The sequence below is a fragment of the Sphingomonas sp. RS6 genome (assembly GCF_054489705.1).
Window position 1 is genome coordinate 64,684 of record NZ_JBTMWM010000008.1, and the last position, 26,047, is coordinate 90,730.

At 66.0% G+C, this 26,047-nt stretch carries 25 protein-coding genes and 1 pseudogene; 12 read left to right on the plus strand and 14 right to left on the minus strand.

What is annotated here, in order from left to right; translation table 11 throughout:
- Positions 1-216: 216 nt before the first annotated feature.
- The 7 genes and pseudogenes from ACX40Y_RS14260 to ACX40Y_RS14290 form a co-directional block, all read right to left on the minus strand.
- Complete coding sequence (locus ACX40Y_RS14260) at positions 217-1,236, minus strand: NAD-dependent epimerase/dehydratase family protein (protein WP_459120309.1); 1,020 nt, start codon at positions 1,234-1,236, stop codon at positions 217-219.
- A gap of 75 nt (positions 1,237-1,311) precedes the next feature.
- Positions 1,312-2,319: pseudogene (locus ACX40Y_RS14265) on the minus strand (CgeB family protein); the annotation flags it as partial.
- Entirely contained in the window at positions 2,316-3,404 is a 1,089-nt protein-coding gene (locus ACX40Y_RS14270; protein WP_459120232.1) for a CgeB family protein, read from the minus strand. The gene ACX40Y_RS14270 and the pseudogene ACX40Y_RS14265, both read right to left, overlap by 4 nt.
- Complete coding sequence (locus tag ACX40Y_RS14275; RefSeq protein ID WP_459120233.1) at positions 3,401-4,513, minus strand: CgeB family protein; 1,113 nt, start codon at positions 4,511-4,513, stop codon at positions 3,401-3,403. Before ACX40Y_RS14275 ends, ACX40Y_RS14270 begins: the two co-directional genes overlap by 4 nt.
- Positions 4,510-5,631: a glycosyltransferase family 4 protein gene (locus tag ACX40Y_RS14280; RefSeq protein ID WP_459120234.1), complete on the minus strand. Its 1,122-nt coding sequence runs from the start codon at positions 5,629-5,631 to the stop codon at positions 4,510-4,512. Before ACX40Y_RS14280 ends, ACX40Y_RS14275 begins: the two co-directional genes overlap by 4 nt.
- The gene (locus ACX40Y_RS14285) at positions 5,628-6,704 is read right to left on the minus strand and encodes an SDR family NAD(P)-dependent oxidoreductase (RefSeq protein WP_459120235.1); all 1,077 of its coding nucleotides are present in this window, start codon (positions 6,702-6,704) and stop codon (positions 5,628-5,630) included. Before ACX40Y_RS14285 ends, ACX40Y_RS14280 begins: the two co-directional genes overlap by 4 nt.
- On the minus strand, positions 6,701-7,852 hold the full coding sequence (locus ACX40Y_RS14290; protein WP_459120236.1) for an NAD-dependent epimerase/dehydratase family protein: 1,152 nt from the start codon (positions 7,850-7,852) through the stop codon (positions 6,701-6,703). Before ACX40Y_RS14290 ends, ACX40Y_RS14285 begins: the two co-directional genes overlap by 4 nt.
- A 208-nt stretch (positions 7,853-8,060) precedes the next feature.
- Here ACX40Y_RS14290 and ACX40Y_RS14295 point away from each other — a divergent pair, with 208 nt between their 5' ends.
- From ACX40Y_RS14295 to ACX40Y_RS14340, 10 genes are all read left to right on the plus strand, one after another.
- Complete coding sequence (locus tag ACX40Y_RS14295) at positions 8,061-8,660, plus strand: histidine phosphatase family protein (protein WP_459120237.1); 600 nt, start codon at positions 8,061-8,063, stop codon at positions 8,658-8,660.
- A complete protein-coding gene (locus ACX40Y_RS14300; protein ID WP_459120238.1) occupies positions 8,657-9,466 on the plus strand; it encodes a TIGR04290 family methyltransferase in 810 nt (269 codons plus the stop codon). The genes ACX40Y_RS14295 and ACX40Y_RS14300 overlap by 4 nt, the downstream gene beginning before the upstream one ends.
- On the plus strand, positions 9,463-10,464 hold the full coding sequence (locus tag ACX40Y_RS14305; protein WP_459120239.1) for a glycosyl hydrolase: 1,002 nt from the start codon (positions 9,463-9,465) through the stop codon (positions 10,462-10,464). The genes ACX40Y_RS14300 and ACX40Y_RS14305 overlap by 4 nt, the downstream gene beginning before the upstream one ends.
- Entirely contained in the window at positions 10,464-11,570 is a 1,107-nt protein-coding gene (locus tag ACX40Y_RS14310) for an inositol-3-phosphate synthase (RefSeq protein ID WP_459120240.1), read from the plus strand. Before ACX40Y_RS14305 ends, ACX40Y_RS14310 begins: the two co-directional genes overlap by 1 nt.
- 46 nt (positions 11,571-11,616) lie before the next feature.
- On the plus strand, positions 11,617-12,573 hold the full coding sequence (locus tag ACX40Y_RS14315) for an MDR/zinc-dependent alcohol dehydrogenase-like family protein (protein ID WP_459120241.1): 957 nt from the start codon (positions 11,617-11,619) through the stop codon (positions 12,571-12,573).
- On the plus strand, positions 12,570-13,547 hold the full coding sequence (locus ACX40Y_RS14320; RefSeq protein WP_459120242.1) for a Gfo/Idh/MocA family protein: 978 nt from the start codon (positions 12,570-12,572) through the stop codon (positions 13,545-13,547). The genes ACX40Y_RS14315 and ACX40Y_RS14320 overlap by 4 nt, the downstream gene beginning before the upstream one ends.
- A 239-nt stretch (positions 13,548-13,786) precedes the next feature.
- A complete protein-coding gene (locus ACX40Y_RS14325; protein WP_459120243.1) occupies positions 13,787-13,936 on the plus strand; it encodes a hypothetical protein in 150 nt (49 codons plus the stop codon).
- 18 nt (positions 13,937-13,954) lie between these two features.
- Complete coding sequence (locus ACX40Y_RS14330) at positions 13,955-14,548, plus strand: SRPBCC family protein (protein ID WP_459120244.1); 594 nt, start codon at positions 13,955-13,957, stop codon at positions 14,546-14,548.
- A complete protein-coding gene (locus tag ACX40Y_RS14335) occupies positions 14,548-15,738 on the plus strand; it encodes a zinc-dependent alcohol dehydrogenase (RefSeq protein WP_459120245.1) in 1,191 nt (396 codons plus the stop codon). The genes ACX40Y_RS14330 and ACX40Y_RS14335 overlap by 1 nt, the downstream gene beginning before the upstream one ends.
- 11 nt (positions 15,739-15,749) lie before the next feature.
- Positions 15,750-16,529, plus strand: a complete 780-nt coding sequence (locus ACX40Y_RS14340) for an SDR family NAD(P)-dependent oxidoreductase (protein WP_459120246.1) — start codon at positions 15,750-15,752, stop codon at positions 16,527-16,529.
- A gap of 125 nt (positions 16,530-16,654) precedes the next feature.
- Here the strand turns inward: ACX40Y_RS14340 and ACX40Y_RS14345 are convergent, their stop codons facing one another.
- The 5 genes from ACX40Y_RS14345 to rplK form a co-directional block, all read right to left on the minus strand.
- On the minus strand, positions 16,655-17,296 hold the full coding sequence (locus ACX40Y_RS14345; RefSeq protein ID WP_459120247.1) for a hypothetical protein: 642 nt from the start codon (positions 17,294-17,296) through the stop codon (positions 16,655-16,657).
- Between the two features lie 89 nt (positions 17,297-17,385).
- Positions 17,386-17,715 carry a hypothetical protein gene (locus tag ACX40Y_RS14350; protein ID WP_459120248.1) on the minus strand — a complete coding sequence of 110 codons (330 nt, stop codon included), beginning with the start codon at positions 17,713-17,715 and terminating at the stop codon, positions 17,386-17,388.
- Between the two features lie 202 nt (positions 17,716-17,917).
- Positions 17,918-18,502: a hypothetical protein gene (locus ACX40Y_RS14355; RefSeq protein WP_459120249.1), complete on the minus strand. Its 585-nt coding sequence runs from the start codon at positions 18,500-18,502 to the stop codon at positions 17,918-17,920.
- A 100-nt stretch (positions 18,503-18,602) separates the two neighbouring features.
- Positions 18,603-19,295 (minus strand): 50S ribosomal protein L1, encoded by a 693-nt coding sequence (gene rplA / locus ACX40Y_RS14360; RefSeq protein ID WP_459120250.1) that lies wholly within the window; start codon positions 19,293-19,295, stop codon positions 18,603-18,605.
- 4 nt (positions 19,296-19,299) lie between these two features.
- Positions 19,300-19,731 (minus strand): 50S ribosomal protein L11, encoded by a 432-nt coding sequence (rplK, locus tag ACX40Y_RS14365; RefSeq protein ID WP_459120251.1) that lies wholly within the window; start codon positions 19,729-19,731, stop codon positions 19,300-19,302.
- 279 nt (positions 19,732-20,010) lie between these two features.
- Here rplK and ACX40Y_RS14370 point away from each other — a divergent pair, with 279 nt between their 5' ends.
- Positions 20,011-23,580 (plus strand): PAS domain S-box protein, encoded by a 3,570-nt coding sequence (locus ACX40Y_RS14370; RefSeq protein ID WP_459120252.1) that lies wholly within the window; start codon positions 20,011-20,013, stop codon positions 23,578-23,580.
- Here ACX40Y_RS14370 and ACX40Y_RS14375 read toward each other — a convergent pair.
- Together ACX40Y_RS14375 and ACX40Y_RS14380 are read right to left on the minus strand one after the other, a co-directional pair.
- Positions 23,573-24,073 carry a hypothetical protein gene (locus tag ACX40Y_RS14375; RefSeq protein ID WP_459120253.1) on the minus strand — a complete coding sequence of 167 codons (501 nt, stop codon included), beginning with the start codon at positions 24,071-24,073 and terminating at the stop codon, positions 23,573-23,575. The genes ACX40Y_RS14370 and ACX40Y_RS14375 overlap by 8 nt on opposite strands.
- Before the next feature lie 122 nt (positions 24,074-24,195).
- Positions 24,196-25,263, minus strand: a complete 1,068-nt coding sequence (locus ACX40Y_RS14380; protein ID WP_459120254.1) for an AI-2E family transporter — start codon at positions 25,261-25,263, stop codon at positions 24,196-24,198.
- A gap of 317 nt (positions 25,264-25,580) precedes the next feature.
- Here ACX40Y_RS14380 and ACX40Y_RS14385 point away from each other — a divergent pair, with 317 nt between their 5' ends.
- Positions 25,581-26,027, plus strand: a complete 447-nt coding sequence (locus ACX40Y_RS14385) for a hypothetical protein (RefSeq protein ID WP_459120255.1) — start codon at positions 25,581-25,583, stop codon at positions 26,025-26,027.
- Positions 26,028-26,047 lie beyond the last annotated feature (20 nt).

Sequence of the window (26,047 nt, forward strand, 5' to 3'; positions counted from 1 at the left end):
TGATACACCGAAATTCCAGCAAAAACCGGGGCAGTGTAGATGGGTAGCCAGCAAGATCGACTTTATTTCACCCGCAGGGCCGAACAAGAGCGCTCGATGGCGCCAGCCTGCGTCGACCGTTCGGCGGCGTTCATACATCTTCGCCTTGCGGATGAATATGAACGTCGCCTGGTGCAACTCGACAAGGACTCGCCTGCCGCCGATCGCATCGACTGATCATTCTGCCGCCACTTCCATCAACCGGTGGCTGTCGGCAGGGCCGACGCCCATCTCCCGCGCGAACCAGGCGAAGGTTTGGGCCAACCCCTCGGCTAATGGCACGTGCGGCTGCCATCCCAGCAGATCCGTCGCCCGCCCGATGTCCGGCTTGCGACGGCGGGGGTCGTCGGTCGGCAGCGGTCGATACTCGATGGCGGGCCTGTCCTCGACGAGCGCGGCGATTCGCTCGGCCAGATCGCCGACGGTGAGTTCGACGGGGTTGCCCAGATTGACCGGCTCGGCGCCCGCGCGGTCGCTGTCCATCAGCGCGATCAGTCCGGCCACGAGATCGGACACGTAGCAGAAGCTGCGCGTCTGGCTGCCATCGCCGTAAACAGTCAGCGGCTTGCCGGAAAGTGCCTGCACGATCAGGTTGGAAACGACCCGCCCATCATCGAAGTGCATGTGCGGCCCATAGGTGTTGAAGATGCGCGCGACGCGGACTTCGGCACGATGCATTCGCTGGAAATCGAACGCCAGCGCCTCGGCGGCCCGCTTGCCTTCGTCATAACAGGCGCGGGGGCCGGTGCAGCTGACCCAGCCGCGATATTCCTCGCGCTGCGGATGCACCTCGGGATCGCCATAGACCTCGCTGGTCGAGCTGAGCAGGAACCGTGCACCGGCAGCCGCGGCCAGACGAAGGAGCTGATCGGTGCCAACGACGTTGGTGAGCATCGTGTGTTCTGGGTCCGCCTGATATTGTGGCGGCGAGGCGGCGCAGGCGAGATTGTAGATGCGGGTAAACCGCCGTGTCCGCTCGGTGATCGCCACCGGAAGTGGGTTGACGATGTCCGCTTCGACGAACTCGAAGCCGGGACGTCCTTCGAGCGTGCGCAGGTTGGACAGGTTCGACGTTTGGAGATTGTCAATGCAAAGCACCCGGTCGCCGCGGTCGAGCAGCGCGGCGCACAAATGCGATCCGATGAAGCCGGCACCGCCGGCGACCAGCGTGAGCGGGGTATCTTGTTTGTTGTGCATCGGCTGGTTCCTCGGCGTGCGCATCGGTTGCCGATGCGCCTTGGCTTGATTGAGATACTGATCGAGTTCGGCGGCCCGGTGCGCGGCGCTGTGGACCGCCAGCACGCGCTTGCGCGCGGCATCGCCGATGGCAGCGGCATCGCGCTCGATTGCGTCGATTGCTTCTTCGGTCGTGTCGGCGAGCAGGATTTCGCGGCAGGGCGTGAACAGGCTGTCGATGCCTTCCCAGCGATCGGAGAGGATGGGCGTGCCGCACGCCGATGCCTCGAACAGTCGCACCGATGGCGACCAGCCTGCAGCGATCATGTCCGCGCGGGTAACGTTCAGCGTCATGTGCGATGCGCCATAGAACGCCGCATGCTCCTTCGGTGGCAGATGTTCGATCCGATCGACATTGGCAGGCCAGTCGATGTCATCGGGATATTGCGAGCCGGCGACGGCAAAGCGCTTGTTCGGGCAGCGCCGGGCGGGCTCGATCAGCAGGCGATCGAGCGTCGGCTGGCGATCGGGGCTGTACGTGCCCAAATAGGTCAGCGCCCAACGCTTGGCGACGCCGAGCGGCCGGTACGCATTGGTATCAACCGAGCAGAACAGCGCCCGCGCCGCCGGGCTTCCCCATTCGCGTTCCAGCCGATCCAGTGTGGGTCCGCCGGTGAACGACAGATAGAGGTCGTAGCCGCTTATCAGATCACGGCTCAAATAGTCGCAATCATCGCGTAGAAGGCGGGCGAGCGTGACGGGGGTGTCGATATCGTAGAAGGCGGTAACGCCGCGCGCGTGACGCCGGACGAAGCGGCCGATCTCGATCCCCTCGGGCACATAGGAACCGACGATCACCGCATCGGCGCCCGCGATTTCCGAGCGACACGCATCGAGATCGGCAAGCGTGCGGTAATAGGCCAGCCGGCAATAATCGGGCGCCACCAGATCGCGGTGCGCGCCGGCATACCAGGGCACTTCGCGCTCGAGGAACAGGATGTCGTGCCCGCGCGCCGCAAAGGCCTTGAGCAGCGCGCGATAGGTGGTGGCGTGGCCATTCCCCCAGGAGGAACCGAGACTGAGACCCAGGACGATCAGCTTCATGCGACTTCCCTCATGCGGGCGTGGTGGTTGCGAAAAATGGCGTCGACCTGGGCACCGCGAAGCGCATAGCTGTGCTCCGCCAGCACGCGCGCCCTTGCCGCCTCGCCGATCGCGCGCGCGCGTTCGGGGGTGAGAGCGACGAGGTGATCGGCGACGTCCTGGCCGTCGCGCGCCACCAGCACTTCGGCATCGGGCTGGAGAAACAGCTCGATGCCCTCCCACGCATCGGTGATCAGGCAGGCGGCCGCACCAGCGGCTTCGAACACGCGCGTCGCCGGCGAAAAGCCGATCGCCGCCATCGAATCGCGTGCGACGTTGAGCACGGCAGTCGGCGTGCAGTTGAACGCGTTGTGATCGGCCGTGCCGACATGGCCGATCGCGCGAATATTCGCCGGCATCGCCTTGTCATGCCAGCCATTGCCGCCTAGCATGAAGCGTCGCTCGGGCGTCAGCGACGCGGCACGCAGAAAGAACTGCTCGATCCGGGCCTCGCGGTCGGGCAGCCGGTTGGCGAGCAGCGCGAGATCGGCGGTGAACCGCGGATCAGCAGGGGCGGGGTGATGCGTATCGGGATCGAGGGCGTTGTAGACCGGGATGCATTCGGTCGCTCCGAACGCACGATAGGCATCGATCACCGGCGGCCCGCCGCCATAAGTGAGGACGAGATCGAGGGACGGCAGCGCGGCTCGCACCGGATGCCCTGGATCGGCGCGCATTTCATCGAGCGTCGCGGCGGCATCGACGTCCCAGAAGATGCGCAACGCATTCGGGCGAGCGTTATCGACAACGCCTTCGATCAGTTCGCGATCGAATACGCCGACACCGCTGGCCTTCACCACCACGTCCGCGTCGCCGGCCCGGCCGAGCACGTCGCGGAGCCCTTGCTCGTTGGCCGGGTACACCACCGATCGCGCCCATTCGGGCGGATCGATGTCGCGGTGCTGCTGCCGATCGAATGCGTCGGGTTCGTAGAAGGTGATGCTGTGCCCATGCGCCGCAAGCGCCTTGAGAATGCCGCGATAATAGGTCGCGGCGCCGTTCCAGTAGGAGGAAAGCAGGCTCGATCCGTAAAACGCGATCTTCATGCGGCATCCTTGGCGGGTTGGGGGCGAATGAGGCGGGCGACGATCGAGAGCAGTTCGTCAACACGGTGCGCGCAGCTGTGGCGCTCGCGGATGATTTCGAGGCCGTGCCGGGTGAGCGAGGCGCGCAAGTCGGCATCGTCGCGGATCGCCGACAGGTGGCGAACCATCTCTGCGCCGTCGCGCGCGACCAGATAGTCGGTGCCCGGGCGGAACAGATGTTCGCAATCGTCCCACGGTGCAGAGACGAGCGGAATCCCGCAGGCCAGTGCTTCGAACACGCGGATCGTGGGGATGCCCGGCAGCATCGTCGTATAGAAGCGGCGGGGGACGTGCGCCGTGGCGAGGTGGGTTGCGAAGATCGCAGGCGCGCGCGCATTGGGCGCCCAGCCATGATAGCGGGCACCGTGCGCATCCAGCGTCGCGCGCGCCCCGTCGGGGTAGCGCACCCCATAGATGTCGAGCGGTAGCCCCGCCTCCGCAGCGGGGCGGAACAGGAAGCGTTCCAGCTCCTCGGTCCGTTCGCCGTCGCCCCAGTTGCCGATCCACACCAGCCCGCTGCGCGCACCATCGACCACTGGCGGCTGGAACAGCCGGAGATCCGCCGCCTCGTGCCAGGTCCACACCCGATCCCGCCATCCCCAGCCGCGATAGACCTGCGACAGCGCCTCGCCGAACGCCAGCACGCCATCATAGCCCGACAGGTCATAGGCGCGCATCGCGGCCGGATCGCTGACGGCGCGGTGATGGGTGTCGTGGAACAGCAGCGTGAAGCGACCGCCCTGCGCGCGGGCGCGGCCGATCCGCGCGACAAGACCGTGATCGTTCCATTCATGAACGATCACCAGATCGGCGTCACCGATCATTCCCTGTGGATCACAGACCGCGGTGTAGGTCGATGAGGCAAGCTCGGGATAGGCCTGGCGATAGGAATCGAGACCCGCATCGCCGTGATCGGCGCGCAGATTGGCAAGGCTCCATGCGTCCTCCGGCTCCCATACGCGGACGTCATGGCCACGGGCGATCAGTTCGCGCAGGACGCCGCGCAGGAAATGGGCGTTGCCGTGGTTCCAGCAGGATGCCAGCGAGTGCGTGAAATAGACGATCTTCATGCGGCAACCTTCCGTCGCGGTGTCGGCTCGACGAGGAGCTGGCGGTAGAGCGCGAGCATCGCCTCCGCCGTTCGAGCGGGTGTGTAGCGGGAGGCGCGCGTCGCGGCGGCGTCGCCCAGCGCGCACCGCTGCACGATATCGCCGATCAGCAGCTGGATAGCCTCGCGATAGGCGTGCTCGTCGCCCGGCGGCACGAACAGTGCGACGCCATCCCACAGCTCGCGAAACACCGCGATATCGGCAAGAACCAGCGCACAGCCAGCACCTGCCGCTTCCAGGACGGCGAGGCCGAACGGCTCGAACGTCGCGGCCGAGACGAAGACGGGCCGGGCAGCCAACAGCGATGCCAGCGCCGGCGTGTCGACCTGACCAACGGCGTGGAGATGATCCAGCCGGGCGGTTTCGCCATGCGGCCCGCGCAGCGCGCCCGCCGCGTGGAACGGGACGCTGAGACCGGCGGCGACCCGGTCCAGCAGCGCGGCCCCCTTCACCTGATCCCAAAGTCGGCCGACCGTGAGCACACAATCCTGGAGCGGCGGCGCGCTCGGCGCGACGAGCGTGTGCCGGCCGTTGTGAACCACCGTCGGACTGTGCCGAAGCCCGTAGAGCCGGGCGATGGTTCGCGCATAGCCGGCGGACGGCGCGACCACCCGATTTGCGGCGTGCAGCCCCTCCGACGTCAGCGAGCGGTGCCAGCGAAATTGCCGGGCGAGCGGTTCGCCCGGTCGCGCTTGTTGCCACCAACTGGAGACACAGCCATGCGCGACCGCCAGCACGGGGACGCCCGGCGGCGCCGCGGCGGCGAGCGTGGGCATGTTAACCTGAACGAGATCGATCCCCTGCTGCCGCGCCAGCCGCATCACTGCCTCGCCCGCAGCAAGCACGGGGGCAGGGCGATCGCTCAGCCAGTCCAGTGGCTGGCCCGTTTCGATCAGCGTCACGGACCCGATCGCCTGCGCCGCGGCGCGCTGGTCGTCGCTCGGTGCGGGGCCGAGATGCGCGAGGACAGTCTCCACCCCGAGTTCGCCGAGCGCCAGGGCGAGATCGAGACTATACTGCCAGACGCCCCCGACGGAATCGGTGGTGAGCAGCAGGCGGAGGCCGCGATTGTCGGTCACAGCGCTGCCGCGTGGAGGGCGAGCGGCCGTTCCGTCATGTCGATCCCGCGCTGGTCCGCGAGCCAGCGGGCCAACCTGGCGACGCCGTCGTGCCACGGCGTCGGATCGCCCAGCCCCAGGGCCGACTCCGCAGCGCGCCGGTCCGCGACGAAGTAGCGCTGATCGCCGGCGCGCCAATCGTCGAAGCGCAGATCGAGCGGCCGGCCCACGATCGCTTCGACATGATCGAGCAAGGTCCGAAGGCTTACGGCGTTGGCGGGGCCGCCGCCGAGGTTGAGCGCGCGCCCGGCGATGGTGTCGATCCGGCGCCATGCCGCGACATAGGCATCGACGGCATCGGCCACGTCGAGAATGTCCCGAACCTGATAGCCATCGCCATAAAGGGTGATCGGCGCACCTTCGATCGCGCGGATCAGGAAATGGGCGACCCAGCCCTGATCCTCGGTGCCCATCTGGCGCTGACCGTAGATGCAACTCATCCGCAACACTGCCGTGCGCAGGCCGTAGCTGCGGGCATAATCGAGGACATACTGGTCTGCGGCGCCCTTGGAGCAGCCATAGGGGGTGTGGAAATCGAGAGGGCGGGCCTCGTCGATGCCATGACGTGCGATCGCGGCGTCAAAAGGCCGGTATTCCTGGCCGCTCCGCTCGAAGCCGAGATCGCCGAGATCGCCATAGACCTTGTTGGTAGAGGCGAAGATCAGCGGTGGCGGGGCGGGTTGCTGCCGCACGGCTTCGAGCAGCGCGAAGGTGGCGGCGATATTGACTTCGAAATCCTCGCGCGGATCGGCCAGGCTGGTGGTGACGGCAACCTGCGCGGCGAAGTGGAATACGGCGTCGGCACCGCGCACCGCCGCCCCCAGTCGTTCGCTGTCGCGGATGTCGGCGACGATCGGCTCGATCCGATCGCCGTGCCGCTCTCGCAGCCAGGCAAGGTTTCGCTCGACACCGGGGCGGCGTAGCGCATCATAGATTCGAACGCGGTGGCCGTCGCTCGCCAGGCGATCGGCGAGATTGCTGCCGATGAAGCCGGCGCCGCCGGTGATCAGGATGGGGCGACCATCGTCGGTCATGCAACCAGCCCCCGCGCCTCGAGCTCCGCACGGGCGTGGGCGACGCGGTCCTCGGCGGTCTGTTGCTGCACCCAGGCCGCGAGTTCGGCCAGCCCGGCTTCGAAATCCTGCCGTGCCTCGAAGCCCAATCGCTCGCGGGCCAGGCTGGTGTCGCAGAAGCAGTGGCGAATATCGCCAACGCGCGCCTTGCCGAGAATTTCGGGTGCGGCGTCGTTGCGGCCCATCGCGCGGGCCAGCGCGGCGGCAACTTCGGTTACCGAACGATCCTCGCCCGAGCCGATGTTGAACGTCTGCCCGGTCGCCTCCGGCAGCACCAGCGCGTCGGCAAAGGCGCGGGCGACGTCGCTTACATGCACGAAATCGCGCCGCTGCTCGCCATCCTCGAACACCATCGGGCGCTGCCCGTTGAGCAGCCGCGAAGCGAAAATCGCGAGGACGCCGGTGTAAGGATTGGAGAGCGCCTGGCCAGGGCCATAGACATTGAACAGGCGCAGGCAGACCGTTTCGATGCCATAGGGCGCGCCCATGATGTGGGTGGTGCGTTCCTGGACGAACTTGTTGAGCGCATAGATCGATGCGAGGCTGGGGCGCTTCCATTCCGGCGTCGCCACGGGCTCTAGCGGGCGGCCGGCGGCGTCGACGGGATTCCATTGCTGTTGTCCGTCGCGGACGATGCCGCGTTCGGCATTTTCGACGAGGTTGCCGTCGGCGTCGCGATAGAGTCCCTCGCCATAGATGCTCATCGAGGACGCGGTAACGACGCGGCGGACGGGACGGTCGATCAGTCGTTCGAACAGCACGGCGGTGCCGACGTCGTTGGTCGATGTGTAGCGTTCGACCTCATACATCGACTGGCCGACACCGACCTCGGCGGCGAGATGGATGACGCTGTCCATCCCGTTCAGTGCACGGGCAACCGCGTCGCCGTCGCGCACATCGGCGTGGATCAGTTCGACATCGTCGCTCAAACCTTCCGGCCTTGTGCTGGTACCGTGAACCTGCGGCAACAGTGCGTCCAGGACGCGTACGCGATGCCCTTGCGCCAACAGGGCCTCACATACCGCCCGTCCAATAAAGCCTGCTCCGCCCGTGACGAGCACGTTTTCAGTCATTCCGTCGATCCCGCCCAGTTTCTGCAAATATAACATATGTTAATATAAATATCGCGGCATCGCTGACATGTTTAACCGCGTCGCCTTCCCCAACGATGGCTTCTTCATCTTGTTCCTAAGCTGTCATATTTTGAAAGTTCAGTAGCTTTGAAGATTTAGAATGTATTTGGAGGAGTGGAACTCGGCAAAGGGCGGATTGTTACGTTAGCATCTAAATTGATGCAGACGGGCGGCCTATTCCGGCATGACGACGAGAGTTCACTTGGTGCGGCATGCTGCGCATGGCGATGTCGGCCACACGCTTACCGGGCGGGGCGGCGCAGCTGCGTTGACTCCGGAGGGGCGCGCCCAGGCTCAGGGGCTGGCGTCGCGCTTTGCGCGGCGCGGGCCGATCGCGCGCATCCATGCCAGCCCGCAGACACGCGCTGCCGAAACCGCGGCGATCATCGGCGCGCGGATCGGCGTGGGTGTCGATAGCGTCGATGCGCTCGACGAGGTCGATTTCGGCGAATGGACCGGCCGCTCTTTCGCGGAACTCGAGCACGATCAACGGTGGAGCGAATGGAACGAGGCGCGCGGCCGCGCCCGCGCACCGGGCGGCGAGACGATCGCCGATGTCTGCGCGCGTGCCGTCGGCCATATCGAGGCGATCGCGCGGCGCGGGGTGAGCGGCACGCTTGTCTGCGTCAGCCATTGCGACGTGATCCGCGCGGTTGTGGCCCATTATCTCGGGCTGAGCTTCGATCGCATGCTCGCGTTTGACGTCGACCCGGGCTCCGTCAGCACGCTGCTGGTGGGCAAATGGGGCTCGCGCCTCCTCAAATTGAACGAGGGAGAAGAATGAAGAATTTTGCCGCTGCACGCGTGAACCGCGCCGATCCGGTGCAGGATCGGATCGATGCGCTGGGGCCCTGGTTCCAGAATATCCGCATCGGGGAAACCGAGACGGCGCCCGATCATTTTCTGGGCGATTATCCCGCATTCAAGTTCGCCCGCTTTGCCGATGCGCTGCCGGCCGATCTGGAAGGGCAATCGGTGCTCGATATCGGCTGCAATGCCGGCTTTTATTCCTTCGAGATGAAGCGGCGCGGCGCGGGTGAGGTGCTCGGCATCGACAGCGACGAGCGCTATCTGGCGCAGGCGCGGTTCGCGGCCGAGGCGCTGGGGTTTGATGATGTCTGTTTCGAGCAGCGCTCGGTCTACGACGTGGCGGCGCTCGGCCGGCGCTTCGACATCGTCATCTTCATGGGCGTGCTCTACCATCTGCGCCATCCGCTGCTGGCGCTCGATCTGATCCGCGAGCATGTGGCGGGTGAGTACATGCTGTTCCAGACGATGCAGCAGGGTTCTGACAGTGTCGCCGAGGTGCCGGAGGACCATCCCTTCCACGTGCCCGGCACCTATGACCCGCCGGCCTATTTCGAGGATCCCGGCTACCCGAGGCTGCACTTTATCGAGCGCAAGTTCGCGCACGACTGGACCAACTGGTGGGCCCCCAACGCCGCCGCGAGCCAGGCGATGCTGCGCGCGGCGGGCTTTGCGGTCGAGGCAAACCCGGAGCCGGAAGTCTATTGGTGCCGCGTCGCCGACGTCCCCTTCGCGGAATATGGTCCTGCCGCCGTCTATCCAGCCCGGGGAGGCGCCGCATGATCGAGGCGGCGATGCTCTGGAACGAGCCCAACAACAAGTCGCATTGGGATCCGGCGATCGACCCCGACTGGTCGATGTTCGCGGAACACGTCATCGCGGCAGGCAACGCCATTCGCGCGGTGAATCCTACCCTCCCGCGCGTCCTGGGCGGCATGTCGCCGATCGACCCGCACTGGCTGCGGCGGATGGAGGGGCATGGCGCGCTTGAGGCGGTCGACGTGGTGGCCGTGCACGGCTTTCCGCTCGACTGGAACCTTTGGCCGCTCCCCGCCTGGCCGGACAAGATCGCCGAAATCCAGGCCGTAACCGACAAGCCCGTCTGGGTGACCGAAGTGGGCGTCAGCTCGTTCGGCGCGGAGGAAGTGCAGGAATTTGGCCTGCGTCGCACGGTCGAGCTGCTGCGGGGCAGGGCCGAGCGCGTCTTCTGGTATTCGCTGTTCGATCTGCCGACCAGCTGGGGGGCGGAGACGCGACACCGCGAGGCGGAAGGCTCCTCCTATTATCGCCATTTCTATCTGGGCCTGATCCGCGAGGACGGCAGCCCCAAGCCCGCGCTCGACGCCTATGCCGAGCATGCTGCGGAAATCGGTCTGATGCAGTGGTTCCATTTCCACGATCCCCGGCTCGACGAGGCGGTGGCGTGGATGAAGCGGCTCGGCACGCGGCGCATCCGCACCGGGCTCAGCTGGGCGGACAGCTTTCGCGAGAATGCAGTCGACTGGTTCGACCGGCAGATGGAGGCGCTGGCGGATTTCGACGTTACCGTCACCTTCTGCTTCACCCCCGCCCATCTCGGCATCGAGCCGCATCACACCAGCCCGGCCCGCGACCCACAGGCCTTCGCCGATTTCTGCGCCTGGATGATCGACCGCTATGCCGGCACGGCCAACGTTGCAGCGCCGGCCGCCCCCGTCGCGCTGGCGACCAGCCAGTCCGAGCTCAATCCCTTGCTGTTCAACCGCGACGAGCGTCTCGCCGCCGAGAGGAGGTCCGCCTGATGCTGTCCCCAGACCGCCATGCCATCAACCTCGCGCTTGTGGGCGTGGGCAATTGTGCCAGCTCCCTCGTGCAGGGGATCGAGCATTACCGTGCCGGCGCCAACGACATGGTCGGGCTGATGCACGCAGATCTTGGCGGCTATGCGCCCAGCGACATTCGCATCGTTGCCGCCTGGGACGTGGATTCGCGCAAGGTGGGCCGCGACGTCGCCGAGGCGATCTTCGCCAAGCCGAACTGCACGGCGGTGTTTTGCGACGAGGTGCGCCATACCGGTGCGAAGGTGCGGATGGGCAGGGTGCTGGACGGCGTTGCCGATCATATGGCCGACTATCCGGCGGAGCGGACCTTCCTGCTGGGCGACGACGCGGAGCCTAGCAAGGAGGATGTCGTGCAGGCACTGCGCGATACCCATGCGCATGTGCTGATGAACTATCTGCCGGTCGGTTCGCAGGCGGCAACCGAGTTCTACGCCGAATGCGCGCTGGAAGCGGGCGTGGCGTTCGTGAACAACATCCCCGTGTTCATCGCCAGCAATCCCGAATGGGCGGCGCGGTTCGAGGCGGCGGGCGTGCCGATCATCGGCGACGACATCAAGGCGCAGTTGGGTGCGACGATCGTTCACCGCGTGCTGACCGACCTGTTCCGCAAGCGCGGGGTAAAGCTGGAGCGGACCTATCAGCTCAATACCGGTGGAAACACCGATTTCCTGAACATGCTCAACCGCACCCGGCTGACATCGAAGAAGGAATCGAAGACTGAGGCGGTGCAGTCGGTCGCCGAAAACCGGCTGGCGGACGAGAATATCCATGTCGGCCCCAGCGACTATGTCGCGTGGCAGAACGACAACAAGATCTGCTTCCTGCGCATGGAAGGCCAGATGTTCGGCGGCGTGCCGATGAACCTCGAGCTGCGTCTGTCGGTGGAAGACAGCCCGAACAGCGCCGGGGTGGCCATCGACATGATTCGATGCGCCAAGATCGCGCGCGATCGCGGGTTGGCTGGCCCGATCGTCCCGGCGGCGGCGTGGTTCTGCAAACACCCGCCCGAACAGATGGCGGATGACGACGCCTATGAGGCGGTCGAGGCGTTCATCGCCCGTCGCTGAAACCTCTAAACGATCACACGAAGCTCAACCCATCGGAGGAATGATGATGCGCGCGGCAATCCTGAAGGGGCCGGAGCATATCCGCATCGAGACGGCGCCGCTGCCGATGCCTGGGGCCGACGAGGTACGCATCCGGCTGGAAGGCTGCGGCGTCTGCGCGTCGAACGTCGAGCCGTGGCAGGGACGGCCCTGGAGCGAATATCCGGGCGATGCCGGCGGGCTCGGCCACGAAGGCTGGGGCGAAATCGACGCAGTGGGCGAGGAGGTCAGCGGTCTGCTTCCGGGCGATCGGGTGGCGGCGCTCTCGTTCCGCAGCTTCGCCGACTATGACGTAGCCAAGGCGGATATGGTGGTGAAGCTGCCCGACGCGCTTTCTGGTCAGCCCTTTCCAGGCGAGCCGCTGGGCTGCGCATTCAACATTTTCCGCCGCAGCGACATCCGCCCTGAGCAGACGGTGGCGATCATCGGCATCGGCTTTCTGGGCGCGGTGCTGACCAAGCTGGCCAGCGATGCCGGCGCGCGGGTGATCGCGATTTCGCGGCGGCCGGAATCGCTCGATCTTGCCCGCCGCTATGGCGCGGCCGAGACGATCCCGATGCACGACCATTATGCGATCATCGAGGCGGTGAAGGCGCTGACCGGTGAGGCCATGTGCGAGCGGGTGATCGAAGCGGTGGGCAAGCAATGGCCGCTCGATCTGGCGGGTGAACTGGTCGGCTTTGGCGGTCGGCTGGTGGTGGCGGGCTATCATCAGGACGGACCTCGCCAGGTGAACATGCAGGGCTGGAACTGGAAGGGCATCGATGTGATCAACGCCCATGAGCGCGATCCCGCGGTGCAGATGCAGGGGCTGCGCGAGGCCGTCGATGCGGTCGCAAGCGGCCGATTGGACCCGCAGCCGCTCTACACCCACCGATATGCGCTGGAGGAACTCGGCGAGGCGCTGGCGGCGACGCGCGACAAGCCGGACGATTTCGTCAAAGCGCTGGTGATGCTGCGATGAAGCCGCGGATCGGGTTTCTCGGCACCGGTTGGATCGGCCGCCACCGCATGGAAGCGATGCTCGCCACCGGCGTGATCGAGGCGGCGGCGTTCGCCGATCCGTCGGCGGACTGTGCGGAGCAGGCGCGCCTACTGGCGCCCGATGCGCGGCATGTCGACGGGCTGGAGGCGATGCTGGCGCTTGGCCTAGACGGCATCGTCATTGCCACGCCCAGCGTGATGCATGCCGAACAGAGCATTTGTGCGCTCGATGCGGGCGTTGCGGTGTTCTGCCAGAAGCCGCTCGGCCGCATTGCCGCCGAAGTGGACGCGGTGATTGCCGCGGCGCGCAGGGCGGACCGGCTGCTCGGCGTGGACCTTTCCTACCGGCATACCGAGGGGATGCGGGCGATCGCCGGCCTCATGCGGAGCGGCGCGCTCGGCCAGGTCTTCGCGGTCGATCTGGTGTTTCACAATGCATACGGCCCGGACAAGCCGTGGTTCTATGATCCGGAACAGTCGGGCGGGGGCTGCGTGATCGATCTGGGCGTTCATCTGGTGGACCTCGCCTTGTGGACCCTCGGTTTCCCGACAGTGGAGCGTGTAACCGCGTCGCTTCGCGCGCAGGGGCAGCCACTTGGGCCTGCACAGGTGGAGGATTATGCCACCGCCGCCTTTCGGGCCGGGGATGCCGATGTGCGGCTCGCCTGCTCGTGGCGGGTGCATGCCGGCACGGACGCGGAGATTTCCGCCGTCTTCTACGGCACGGAAGGCGGCGCGGCGCTGCGCAACGTTGGCGGCAGCTTCTACGATTTCGTGGCGGAGCGGTTCACCGGCACGTCGAAGACCCTCCTGGCGAGCCCGCCGGACGCCTGGGGCGGACGTGCCGCCGCCGCCTGGGCGGAGCAACTGGCGCGGTCCGCCCAGTTTGATCCCGAGGCCGTGCATTTTGCACGATCGGCCGAGGTTCTGGATCAAATCTACGGGCGAAGATGAGCGTCCTTCCAGTTTTTTCTTTAAAGATCGGGTAGGCAGTGCCCGGTCTTTCGTATCGTTGTCGTAATGGCGATGCTTTTGTTCGGTGGGGCATGAACATCATAGATGATGCTATCATTCTGATAGCTATTCGTTGCCCCGTTCGTCGCGTGCGGTGCATTCAATAAAAGATTGCAACTTGCCGCACTGCCGGTGGTTTTCTCTCCTGAACGTACTTCCCAAGTTCAGGAGACCGGATCATGGCCGCCACGCCGCAGGACACCGGGTTTCGCGACGAACAGCGCGATCCCGGTTCGACAGACACCAACCCCGTCGGCACGTCGACCCCCGCACCCGCCGAGGGCAGCGACGATCTTCCCCCCAAACAGCCCGGCTCGCCGCGGGGCTGAGCCGCAAACGGAGGCTTTATGGCCGACACGATGAACCGTGCGGCGCAGGATGATGCGCCGCTGAGCACCGCCAATGACGAGCGGAAGGCGATCGATGAGGCCACGGACGGCCCGATCGTCCAGCGCGGTGACAAGCTGGTCGCCCGCGCCGTCACGATCAATCGCCCGCGCGACGAACTCTACGCCTTTTGGCGGGATTTCAGCAATCTGCCGGCGGTGCTTGATAATGTCGAGCGCATCGAGATGCTGGACAAGAATCGCAGCCACTGGGTGGTGAAGGCCCCCGGCGGTGGCACCGTGGAATGGGAGTCACGGGTTACCGAAGATCGCGAAGGCGAACTGATCGCCTGGGCGTCGGAAGATGGCGCGGACATTCCGAACAGCGGCCGCATCGAATTCCACGATGCCGGCCAGCGCGGCACAGTGGTGATCGCAACGATCAACTATGCCCAGCCGGGCGGCACGATCGGACGCGTCATCTCCCGCATTTTCCAGCGCGAGCCGAAGATGCAGGCGCAACGCGACCTGCGCCGCTTCAAGCAACTTATGGAAACCGGCGAGATCGCCACCGCCTCCTTCACCCGCAAACAGCTCGAAGAGGAGCGGAACTGATGCGCGCACTCACCTGGCACGGCAAGCATGACGTCCGCATGGACTCGGTGCCCGACCCCGAAATCCTGAACCCCCGCGACGCGATCATCAAGATCACCTCGACCGCGATCTGCGGATCGGACCTGCACCTTTACGACGGCTATATCCCGACAATGATGGCGGGCGACATTCTCGGCCATGAATTCATGGGCGAGGTCGTCGAGGTCGGCGCCAAGTCGACGCTCAAAAAGGGGCAGCGCGTGGTGGTGCCGTTCACCATCTCCTGCGGTTCCTGCTACCATTGCGGCAAGAACCAATATTCGGCCTGCGAGAACGGGCTGCCCGCCGACAATCAGGACATTGCGCAGGAACTGTACGGCCAGCCGATGGCGGGGCTGTTCGGCTACAGCCACATGACCGGCGGCTATGCCGGGGGGCAGGCGGAATATGCGCGCGTGCCATTCAGCGATTTCGGCCCGATCGTGGTCCCCGACGGCGTTGAGGATGACAAGGTGCTGTTCCTCTCCGACATCCTGCCCACCGGCTGGATGGCGGCGGAGAATGCGCAGATCGAGCCGGGCGATGTCGTCGCCGTGTGGGGTTGCGGGCCGGTGGGCCTGTTTGCCGTGCAATCGGCCTTTCTGATGGGCGCCGAGCGAGTGATCGCGATCGATCATTTTCCGCACCGCCTCGAACTCGCCCGCCGCTTTGGCGCGGAGACGATCAATTTCGAGGAAACGGATACCGCCGCGGCGCTGTTCGAAATGACTGGCGGCATCGGCCCCGATGCGGTGATCGATTCGGTTGGCCTGGAGGCACATGGCTTCTTTGCCGACAATGTGATCGACCAGATCAAGAAATCGGCGATGCTCGGCACCGATCGCATCCATTCGATCCGCCAGGCGATCCTGGCGTGCCGCAAGGGTGGTCGCGTCTCGATGCCGGCGGTCTATGGCGGGTTCGTCGACAAGTTCCCGCTCGGCGCGCTGATGGAAAAGGGGCTTACGCTGCGAACTGGGCAGACGCACGTCCAGCACTATCTGCCGGGGCTGCTCAACGCGATCATGGAAGGCAAGATCGATACGACCTTCCTGATCAGCCATACGCTGCCGCTGGAGCAGGCGCCGGAAGGCTACAAGATGTTCCACGACAACCAGAATGAAGTGACCAAGGTGGTGCTGAAACCCGGCATGGCGACGGCGGCCGAGTGAGGAGAGGCAAAATGGCGAACAAGTTTGCGATCGTGACCGGCGCCTCGAGCGGCATCGGCCTGGAATTGGCGCGGCTGGCGGCGCGTGACGGCTACGACCTGCTGGTGGTCGCGGACACGCCGCTGGTCGATGCCGCGGCGTCGCTGAAGGACGAGGGCGTCGAGGTGCGGTCGGTGGAGACTGATCTTTCCACCTTCGAGGGCGTTGACCGGCTGCTGGCAGCGACAGGCGGGCGGCGGATCGATCTGCTCTGCGCCAATGCCGGTCACGGGCTGGGTGGCGGCTTTCTCGATCAGGAGGTTTCCGATTGGCGACATGTGATCGACACCAATGTCGTCGGCACCACCTATCTGCTGCACAAGGTGCTGCGCCAGATGCGCGATGCAGGCGAGGGCAAGGTGCTGATCACCGGATCGATCGCCGGATGGGTGCCCGGCAGCTTCCAGGCGGTCTACAACGCCACCAAGGCCTTTGTGGACAATTTCGCCGCAGCGATCCGCAACGAGCTGAAGGAGGTGGAGGGCATCACGATCACCACCTTGCAGCCGGGGCCGGTCGAAACCGAATTCTTTGAGCGCGCCGGCATGATGGACACCAAGGTCGGCCAGAGCGACAGCAAGTCCGATCCGGCGGAGGTTGCGAAGGACGGGTGGCGGGCGCTGATGAAGGGCGAGGACAACATCGTCTCCGGGCTTTCCAACAAGCTGCAGGTCGCCGGCGCGGGCGTGCTGCCGCAATCCGTGACGGCCGAGCAGCATCGGAAGATGGCCGAGCCGGGCAGCGGCGATTAATTGCGATACAAGTATTTAGCTGCGGTGCCCGTCGCGCAGGTGGTAGGCGCGGACTGGACGACCTTTTGACCGCGAGATGCGGTGGCGGCTAACGAGCCGTCACCGCAGCGTTGTCCGACTTGCCTTTACGCCTCGACCGGCATCGCCCGAAGCCCCGGGAACACATCCTCGATCGCCTTGCTGTCCGGCAGAACATAGACATAGCCGCCCTTGCGCCGGAACATCGGCGCAAGCGTCTTTGCATAAAAGGCGCGGGGGACGTTTATGCAGCCGAAGGTGATGCGATTGTCCTTTGACGTGGCGGACAGCAGCCGCTCGCGGCGGCGCTCCTTCTTCGGATAGTGTGGCGGGATCGGGTGGAGCGCCACCGATGTGTGGTAATCGACCCAAAGCACCCGTGCCTTGCCGACGGCAAGCCCGAACCGCGCCAGAAAGCGGCCCGCCGGCGTCGTCTTTTCCGCCGGGCCGATCGCCGACAGGCTCTTGGCGCCGATGCCCGGCGTGGCCTCGTCCCCCGCAGCGATGCCGATCAGCACGGCTTGCGCGGTGATCGCCTTGCCATGTGCGTCGAACATGAACATCGCAGCGTTCTTCTTGTCGACGATGAGATAGGGAAGGCCGCGATTGTCGCCTGTGGCAGAAACCCAGGCGGCAACGCGCTTGCTGTCCGGCGTCAGCGCAAGTTGCGCCGGGGCGCTCGGGGGCAGCAGTGCTGCCGCCGGGGGCGCCGCGAGGGGAGCGGCGAGCGTCAAAAGCAAGGGAATCATTGGAAGGGCCTGAACGAAAGGTGGCCGCCCGCATGGGGCGACCACCTGTTGCTGGGATGCGCGGGGCGCGTGGGGTCGCCCCGGCGCAATCAGTTGCGCGGGCGCTTGCGCTTCGCGGTCATTTCGGCCTGGCGTTGCTCGACGGTGTCGACGCGGCTGGTGAGCTGATCGAGGCGCTGCGTATTGGCCTGGGCCTGACCGGCCGCAGCCTGTGCCTGGCCGGTTGCCGCCTGGGCCTGCTGAAGCGCGGCCTTGGCCGTGCCGTCGGTTTCCTGGAGCCGGGCTTCGAGCGCATCGACACGCTGGCTTACCGGCGCGATCTGCTCACGGACAAAGGATTTGGAGGCGCAGCCGCCGAGCGCGACGGCGCCGGTCAGCAGGACGGCAAGGGGTGCCATTTTCGTCAGGGTACGCGACATGGTTTCTCTTTCACAACATTGACCCGGTGAACGAACCGAAGCCGAGCGCGCCCGTTTCGCCAATCCCGATTCTGGCCGGACGTGCCGCTTCCCGGACCAGTTGAAGCGGCGCAGAATCGCGTTCGTGCCACACGGAACCAGAGCGCTACCAGCGCGTTTTGGTCAGCCGCCTGCGGCCATGTGCGCGATGGACGGTGCCGAATCAGCGATCCGATTCGCGCTCGTTCCGGGCAAAGGGATCCTTGGGGACGCCGTTGGCATCATCCTGGTCTTCGGCGCTTGGGTTGCTACGCAGTGCGTCGAGGCAGCGGCGCAGTTCCGCGATCGCCGCCGCGCTGCCATCCATTGTCAGGCGCGCGACCGGCACGCTGCTGCGATCGATGTCGAGTGAGCGCGCCGCGGCCATACGATTGGGAAACCGGGCATCGAATCCCGCCGCAAAGCCGGGCTTTCCGGCAGAGGCGATGCCGATCGCGACATGGTCTGGATAGCGCGCGTCACCGAGCGTGAAGCTGAGGTTGAGCCGCTCGTTTGGCTCGATCGACCAGTTGTCGTTGAGCACGGAAAGGCGATTGTCGCCCTTCAGGTCGATGCCGAGCAGAAGCAGGGTCCGGCCTTCGCCCGGATAGTCCCGGGTGGCGAAGCAGCCCTGGCGATCCTTGCTCGGCAGCACCTGCCAATCGCCCACCCGCTTCTTCGCGGCACCTTGTGCCGCAGCGGGCAGTGCGAGGCAGAACGCAGCGCAGGCGGCGAGTCGGCGAAGGGTGGCGATCGGGCGGGGCGGCATTGGCGATCCTTATCCAGTCAAACGGCGCATAGCGTCACAGCAACGAAAAGGGGCCGGAATCGCTCCCGGCCCCTTTATTTCTGTCGGCAGTGTCGCCGGATCAGACGGCGGCGACTTCCGCCACGTCGACCTTCACGCCCGGGCCCATCGACGAGGACAACGCGACCTTGCGGAGGTACTTGCCCTTGGCGCCTGCCGGCTTGGCCTTGACCACCGCGTCGACCAGCGCGTCGAAGTTGCGGCGCAGGTCTTCGTTCGAGAAGCTCACCTTCCCGATGCCCGAGTGGATGATGCCGGCCTTTTCGACGCGGTACTCCACCTGGCCGCCTTTGGCAGCCTTCACGGCCTCAGCAACGTTCATGGTCACGGTGCCGAGCTTCGGGTTCGGCATCAGGCCCTTCGGACCCAGCACCTTGCCGAGGCGGCCGACCAGGCCCATCATGTCGGGCGTGGCGATGCAGCGATCGAAATCGATCTTGCCGCCCTGGATCGCTTCCATCAGGTCTTCCGCACCGACCACGTCGGCGCCGGCTGCGGTCGCTTCTTCGGCCTTGGCGCCGCGGGCGAACACGCCGACGCGAACGGTCTTGCCGGTGCCCGCGGGCAGGGTGACGACGCCGCGGACCATCTGGTCGGCGTGGCGCGGATCGACGCCGAGGTTCAGCGCGACTTCGATCGTCTCGTCGAACTTCGCGTTCGCATGTGCCTTCACGACGGCGATCGCCTCGTCAACGGCGTGCAGCTTGTCCGCCTGAACGGTCCATGCCTTCTGCTTCTTGGTCAGCTTTGCCATGGAATCAGCCCTCCACCACTTCGAGGCCCATCGCGCGGGCCGAACCTTCGATGATCTTCGTCGCCGCCTCGATGTCGTTGGCGTTCAGGTCCTTCATCTTGACCTGCGCGATTTCGGCGAGCTGCGAACGCTTGATCTTGCCGGCCACGCTCTTGCCCGGCTCCTTCGAACCCGACTTGAGGTTCAGCGCCTTCTTGAGAAGGTAGGTCGCGGGCGGAGTCTTCGTCTCGAACGAGAACGAACGATCGGCATAGACGGTGATGATGGTGGGCAGCGGGGTGCCCTTTTCCACGTCGCCGGTCTGTGCGTTGAAGGTCTTGCAGAATTCCATGATGTTGACGCCGCGCTGACCCAGCGCCGGGCCGATCGGCGGCGACGGATTTGCGGCGCCGGCGGGCACCTGCAGCTTGATATAGCCGGTAATTTTCTTTGCCATGTCACTCTCTTCCAAGTCGAGCGGTACCAGCGGCGGCCGAAGCCGCCTCCCGCAAGGTTCCAATGCTGATGCGCTGGAAGCGGGCGCCCTTAGCGCAGGACGCGCCCGAACGCAACCGGTGCGAGCGGGCAGGGGCTATGTACGAACCCGGATGATTTCATGACGAGATCAAGCTAAAGCCATAACATCCGCAGACAGGGCAACGGCGGAGGCAAGAAAGGGGCAGACGGGCGGAACTTGACGATCGCGGGGCGCAAGATCTGGACCTGGCTGCCGACCGTGGTCCTTCTGACCGGGTTCGCGACTTGGGCGAACGCCGCGATGATTACCGCGCCCGGCTATATCGTGCCGATCTGGGTGCCCAACGCGCTGGTGCTGGCGCTGCTGCTGGTGCGGCGCGGCGAAGGGTGTCCGCAGATCGTGCTCGCCGCGTTTATTGGTCTGGTCGGCGGCGGCATCGCCTACGGCGACCCGCTGGGCGGTTCGCTCGCGCTGGCGGCCTGCGATGCCGGCGAGGTGGCGATCGCCTGCCTGTTGCTGCGGATGAGCGGCGGGGCGGCGGCCTATGACATCACCAGCCCGGCCGGGCTGTTGCGCTTTGCGGTGGTGGCCGGACTGATCGCGCCGGCCCTGGTGGCGGTGCCGGCGGTGACGCTATTCGCCGAGCGGGGGGTGCCCGCGTCTTGGCTGCGCTGGACGATCTGGGCGCTGACCGACGGGCTGGGCAACCTGGTCGTCGCGCCGATCCCGCTGCTGCTCGCCGATGCGTTCAGCCGACGCGCGACGGCGACGCGGCGCACGGCGATCGACTGGGTGACGATCATGGCCGGCGGGGCGGCGGTGACGATCGGCATCTTCTCTCAGGAAAGCTACCCGTTCCTGTTCTTCGCCGGACCCTTCGTGTTGGCGGCGGCGTTCCGGCTGGGCGTGCTGGGCGCGAGTGTCGCGACGCTGATCGTCACGCTTATCGCAGCGGTGGGCACAACGCTGGGCAGCGGGCCGATCCAACTGGTGGTGGGCGGGCGGCAATTGCAGACGCTGGTGCTCCAGATATTCCTGCTGGCGACGTTCGTCAGCGCGCTGCCGGTGGCGGTGGCGCTGCGCGAACTGGGCGAGGTGCGGCGGCGGCTGGCGGAGCGCGAGGGACTCCAGCGTGCGGTGCTCGACAATCTGCGCGACGTCATCTTCCGCATCGATCCTGCCGGACGCTGGACCTTCCTTAACCCAGCCTGGAGTACGCAATCGGGGCTGCCGGTCGAGGCGACGCTGGGCATGCCGGCGCGGCACTGGATCGCCCCTGAATCGCTGACAACGTTCGACGAACTGCGCGAAGCGCTGGCCGACGGCGCCGACCGGCGTTTCGCCGAACTGAGCTTCCAGACCATCGAGGGCGGCCGGTGGACGGCGGAAGCGCGAATCGACCGTTTGATCGATGACGATGGCCGGTTTGCGGGTCTTGTGGGTAACCTGCGTGACGTGACCCTGCAGCGGGCGGATCAGCGAGCATTGCTGGAAGGGCAGCAGCGGCTGCGGATGATCGCCGACATGTCGCCGGCCGGCATCGTCCGAACCGATGTCGTGGGCGACATGACCTACGCCAGCCCGTCCTGGCTTCGCCTGACCGGCCTGCGGCTGGAGGAGGTGCTGGGCACGGGCTGGGCGAACAAAATGTATCCCGAGGCGCCCGAGGAAGCGGTGAAGTTCTGGCGCAGCCTGGTGGCCGAGCAGGCGCCGTTTCAGCGCGAGTTCCGCTTCACCAACCAGGCCGGCGAGCGCATGTGGGTGGTGGGTTATGGCCAGCCCGAACTCGGCCCGGACGGGCATGTGACGGGCTTCATCATCCTGGTGCTCGACATCACCGATCGAATGCGCGCCGAACGCAAGCTTGCCGAGCGCGAGCGCGATCTGAGTATCTTCGCGTCCAATGTCTCCGACGCGGTGTTTCGCCTCGATCTGGAGGGGCGATGCCTTTACGTCACGCCGTCGGTGCAGCAGGTGCTTGGCTATACCCCCGAGGATCTGATCGGCGAGAAGGTGCTTGCGCGGCTGCATCCCGACGACCAGGCCTCGATCGAAGACATTTTCGCGGCAATGGCCAGCGGGGAGCAGGATCGCGCGATGCTTTCGTATCGTGCCCGCAGCGCCGCCGGCGATTGCTGGCTCTGGCTGGAGGCGAATTCACGCGTCGTGCGGGACGATGGCGGGATGCCGCGCGAAGTGGTCGCCTCGGTTCGCGACGTCACCGAACGCAAGCAGATGGAAGAAGCGCTCGACCGCGAGCGGGTCCGCGCCGAGAGCGCGACCCAGGCCAAATCGCGCTTCCTGGCGAGCATGAGCCACGAAATTCGCACGCCGATGAACGGCGTGCTTGGCTTTGCCGAGCTGTTGCTGGCGGCCAATCTGCCCGCCGCGCAGCATGAGCAGGTGCGGATGATCGCCGAGTCTGGCCGGATGATGATGCAGATCCTGAACGAGATCCTGGATCATTCGAAAATCGAGGCCGGGCAGATGGCGATCACCGCCGAGCGGGTGGATCTCGTTCACGCCATCCGGCGCTCGGTTCGCCTATTCGAATCGGCCGCGCGCCAGAAAGGGCTGGGCTTGCAGCTCGAGATCGATCCCGATCTGCCGCGCTGGATCCGGAGCGACGGGCTGCGTCTCCGCCAGATCATCACCAATCTGGTCGGCAATGCCGTGAAGTTCACCCGCGTCGGAGACGTGCGGGTCATCGCGCGCACGATCAGGGTCGGTGACGGGATGCGGTTGCGCGTTGACGTGCTCGATACCGGCCCCGGCATCCCGGCCGACCGGTTCGAGTCGATCTTTGGCGAGTTCGTGCAGGTGGAGAGCGGACCGGTGCGGGCGCAGGGGGGCACGGGCCTGGGCCTGTCGATCAGCCGCAGCCTGGCGCGGCTGATGGGCGGCACCATCCTGCTGGAGAGCGAGGTCGGAGTCGGATCGCGCTTCTCGCTCGATCTGCCGCTGGTCGAGGACGGCGCGGGCGAAGGCGCCGGCGCCGACGCGATCGCCGCGGCCACGCCCGAGGATGCGCCGCGTGGCGCGCTGCCGGCGCGGATCCTCGTCGCCGAAGACAATGACATCAACCAGCGCCTGATCGGCACCGTGCTGACGCAGATGGGTATCCATTGCGACATCGTTCCCGATGGCCGCGATGCCATCGCCGCCGCGCTGAGGGCGGAGGCGCAGGGCAACGGATATGACCTGGTGCTGATGGACCTTCAGATGCCCGAGGTTGACGGGTATGAGGCGGTGCGCGGCATCCGCGCCGCCGGGCTGGGGCCGGAGGCGCTGCCGGTGGTGGCGCTCACCGCCAATGCGTATCAGGAGGATATCCGCGCGGCGCTGGCGGCCGGGATGCAGGACCATCTGGCCAAGCCCGTCGATCTGGCGGCATTGACCCTGGTCTTGCGGCGCTGGATGCGGCTGCCGGTCGAGACGCCGGTGCCCGTGCTCGATCCCGCGCTCGATTCGCTCCGGCCGCAATTCCGCCGCCGCCTGCGCGCGGTGCGCGTCGCGCTCGCCGACTGGCAGAACAAGGCGGACGATCCCGAGGCCCGGGCGACGCTCAGGGGGCTCTGCCATCAGGTTGCCGGCAATGCCGCGCTGTTCGGCTATCCCGCACTGGGCGACGTTGCGCGCTTCATCGATCGAAGCATCGCCGACGCCGATGCGGAAGCGGCGGCCGGGCTTCCGAAGGATCCCGAACCCGATCCCGCCTTCGCGGCGGCGCTTGCGTTGCTGGAACGCCGCGCCCGCGAAGCGGCAGCGAGTGAACGGAGCAGTGCCCGTGACATGCGCGCCGAAAACGTCCAGCCCAATCCTAGCTGAAGACAGCCTTGTCGTCTTCGCCGTGAATGAGGCGGCGAATGTCCCAAGCAATCCGCGCCAGATCGCTGCTCGGGGAGCCGGTTCCGGGTAGCCGGGCGTCGAGCGGATAATGCCGGGCAATGAAGCGCGCCTCGGCGTCGATCCGCGCGCGCACCCGCCGGGCAAGCGTGGCGAAGGCCGTGCTGTAATCGTTCCAGGCCGATGGGGCGGGGGCACTGTGCCACTGCTGCGCATGGGCGGCGAACTGCTGGGCGAGCGTTCGGGTGGCGTCGATCTCCGCCTCCGCGATTTCGCGCGCCTCCGGATCAAGTCGCATCGGCGCATAGAGACCGGTTTCCACCTGAGCCAGGTGGAGCAGCAATTCGCGCGCCAGGCGCCACCGCGATGCGCGCAGATCGAGCGCAGAGGCGGTTTGCGAGTCGATCGCCCGTTCGACCGCGACCAAGGCGCTCAGAATGTGGGTGTGCTGCCGCAGCAGCCGCTCGATCGACAAATTGGCCTCCGAATGACGACAGGATAATCGCCAATGGCTGATTGTGACTTACACGTGGCGCCCGTAGTTGTGCGCTACGGCATCGCGCGGAACGGAGAGCGCCGAAGGATGCGCGAAACGGATCAGTTGGCGGGCGCGGCACCGCCGATGTCGCCATCGGCGACCCATTCACGCCAGAGCAGCACCAGCGCCGCCATCACCGCAGGCCCGACGAACAGGCCGAGCAACCCGATCGTCTCGACGCCCCCGACGATCCCGATCAGCACCCAGACAAACGGCAATCGCGTGGCGCCGCCGATCAGCCCCGGTCGCAGAAAATGGTCGATGACGAAATTGATCGCAAAGCCAAGCACGCCCACCAGCACCGCCGCCACCATCGCGCCTTGTGCCAGCAAGAGCAGCACGGCCAGGCCGAGCACGGCGACAAGACCGAACGGTACGATCGAGGCCAGACCGGAAAGCAGGCCGAGCAGGATCGGGTGCGGCACACCGGCTACGGCGTAGAGGATCGCCATCAGGATGCCCTGGGCAAGACCAAGCAGCACCAGTCCATCCACCGCGCCGCGAACCGCAGCGAAAATCTGGGCACCAAGCCGGCCGCCCGCATCGCCAAAGGCGCGCGTGGCGCCGCGATCGAGCTGGCGGACGATCGAATTGCGATCACGAAGCAGGAAGAACAACACGACCAGCGTGAAGCCGAAGACGATGCCGCGGGACACGATGCCATGGGTCAGTTGCCGGGATTGGCGGAGCAGCAGATCGGTGTCGATACGCCCGATCTCGGCACTCGCCGCTGCGGGGGTACCGAGATGCGTGGTCCACCAGGCGGTGAGTTCGGCCGCGCCATAGGGCAAAGACGCCACCCATGCCGGCACGGGTGCGCCATGCGCCCGGATATCGGCAACCCAGAGTGCGATCGCCTGTGCCTCGATCACCGCCTGGGACAGGGCGGCGCTGAGCGGCACGAGAACGACTAGAACGACGGCAAAGGTAATCGCGCCCGCGACAAGCGTGTCCCGGCCGGGCCACCGCGCCGCAGCCCGCCGCCGCAGTGGTTCGACGGCGATCGCGAGGACGCCCGCCCACAGGATCGCGGGCACGAAGGCCGCGCCAATCCACAAGGCCGCAAGCGCGATTGCCGCCGCCAGAACGATTCGCGCACGCGTTTGCGCCTGCGTCGATCCTTGCACCTGAATTCTTCCCCCGAAAAGTCGTCGCGTGGTTTTGCCCCGGGATCGATTGTGGCGGGCGCGACCGGACTGCGCAATGGGTGCGCAACACGGAAGATAAATTCATTGCGGAGGCTTGTAGGCAAGGCGGTCAAACGACGGAATGCGAGGCAGGAGATCGTCGCGCCGAAGCAGCGGCTGGCACCCCGATTCTGCTTTCCTCCACTTCTGCGTCCTTCGACGGCGCGTTTTGCGCTTTCGCCGTCTCTTTGCTAACATGACGCCAGAAGACGTTTGAACAGCGACAAGTTCTGATAGCGAGAAGATGAGGGGATGCCATGTTTCTGAAAGTAATCGCGATCGCTGCGGTGCCGTTCGTGATGGCCGGAACGGCACATGCGCAGGTCGGTGCGCCGGAAACCACGCCAGGGGTGACTGATCCGTCGGCGGACGTCGGCTCGGACCGCAACCAGCAGTTCGCTTATGACAACATCGTCGAGGAGGTGGGCGCTGAGAAGCGCGCCACGGGCCGCGTCGACCGCAGCCGGGTGAAGCGCAATCAGATCATCGAGGCGACGCCGGACGATCTGGTGATCGGTGCGGTCGTCCATGATTCCGCCGGTGCGAAGCTCGGCACGATCGAGGCGGTAAAGCCGGAGGGCGTCCAGCTTCTGGCGGGGAGCACGCGCGCAATGGTGCCGGCAAATGTCTTCGCCTTGAAGAACGGCAAGCTGTTGCTCAACGTCACCAAGGCCGATTTCGAACGGCAGATTTCCGGCCAGTAACCGGCGCGCGCAACCGCTGC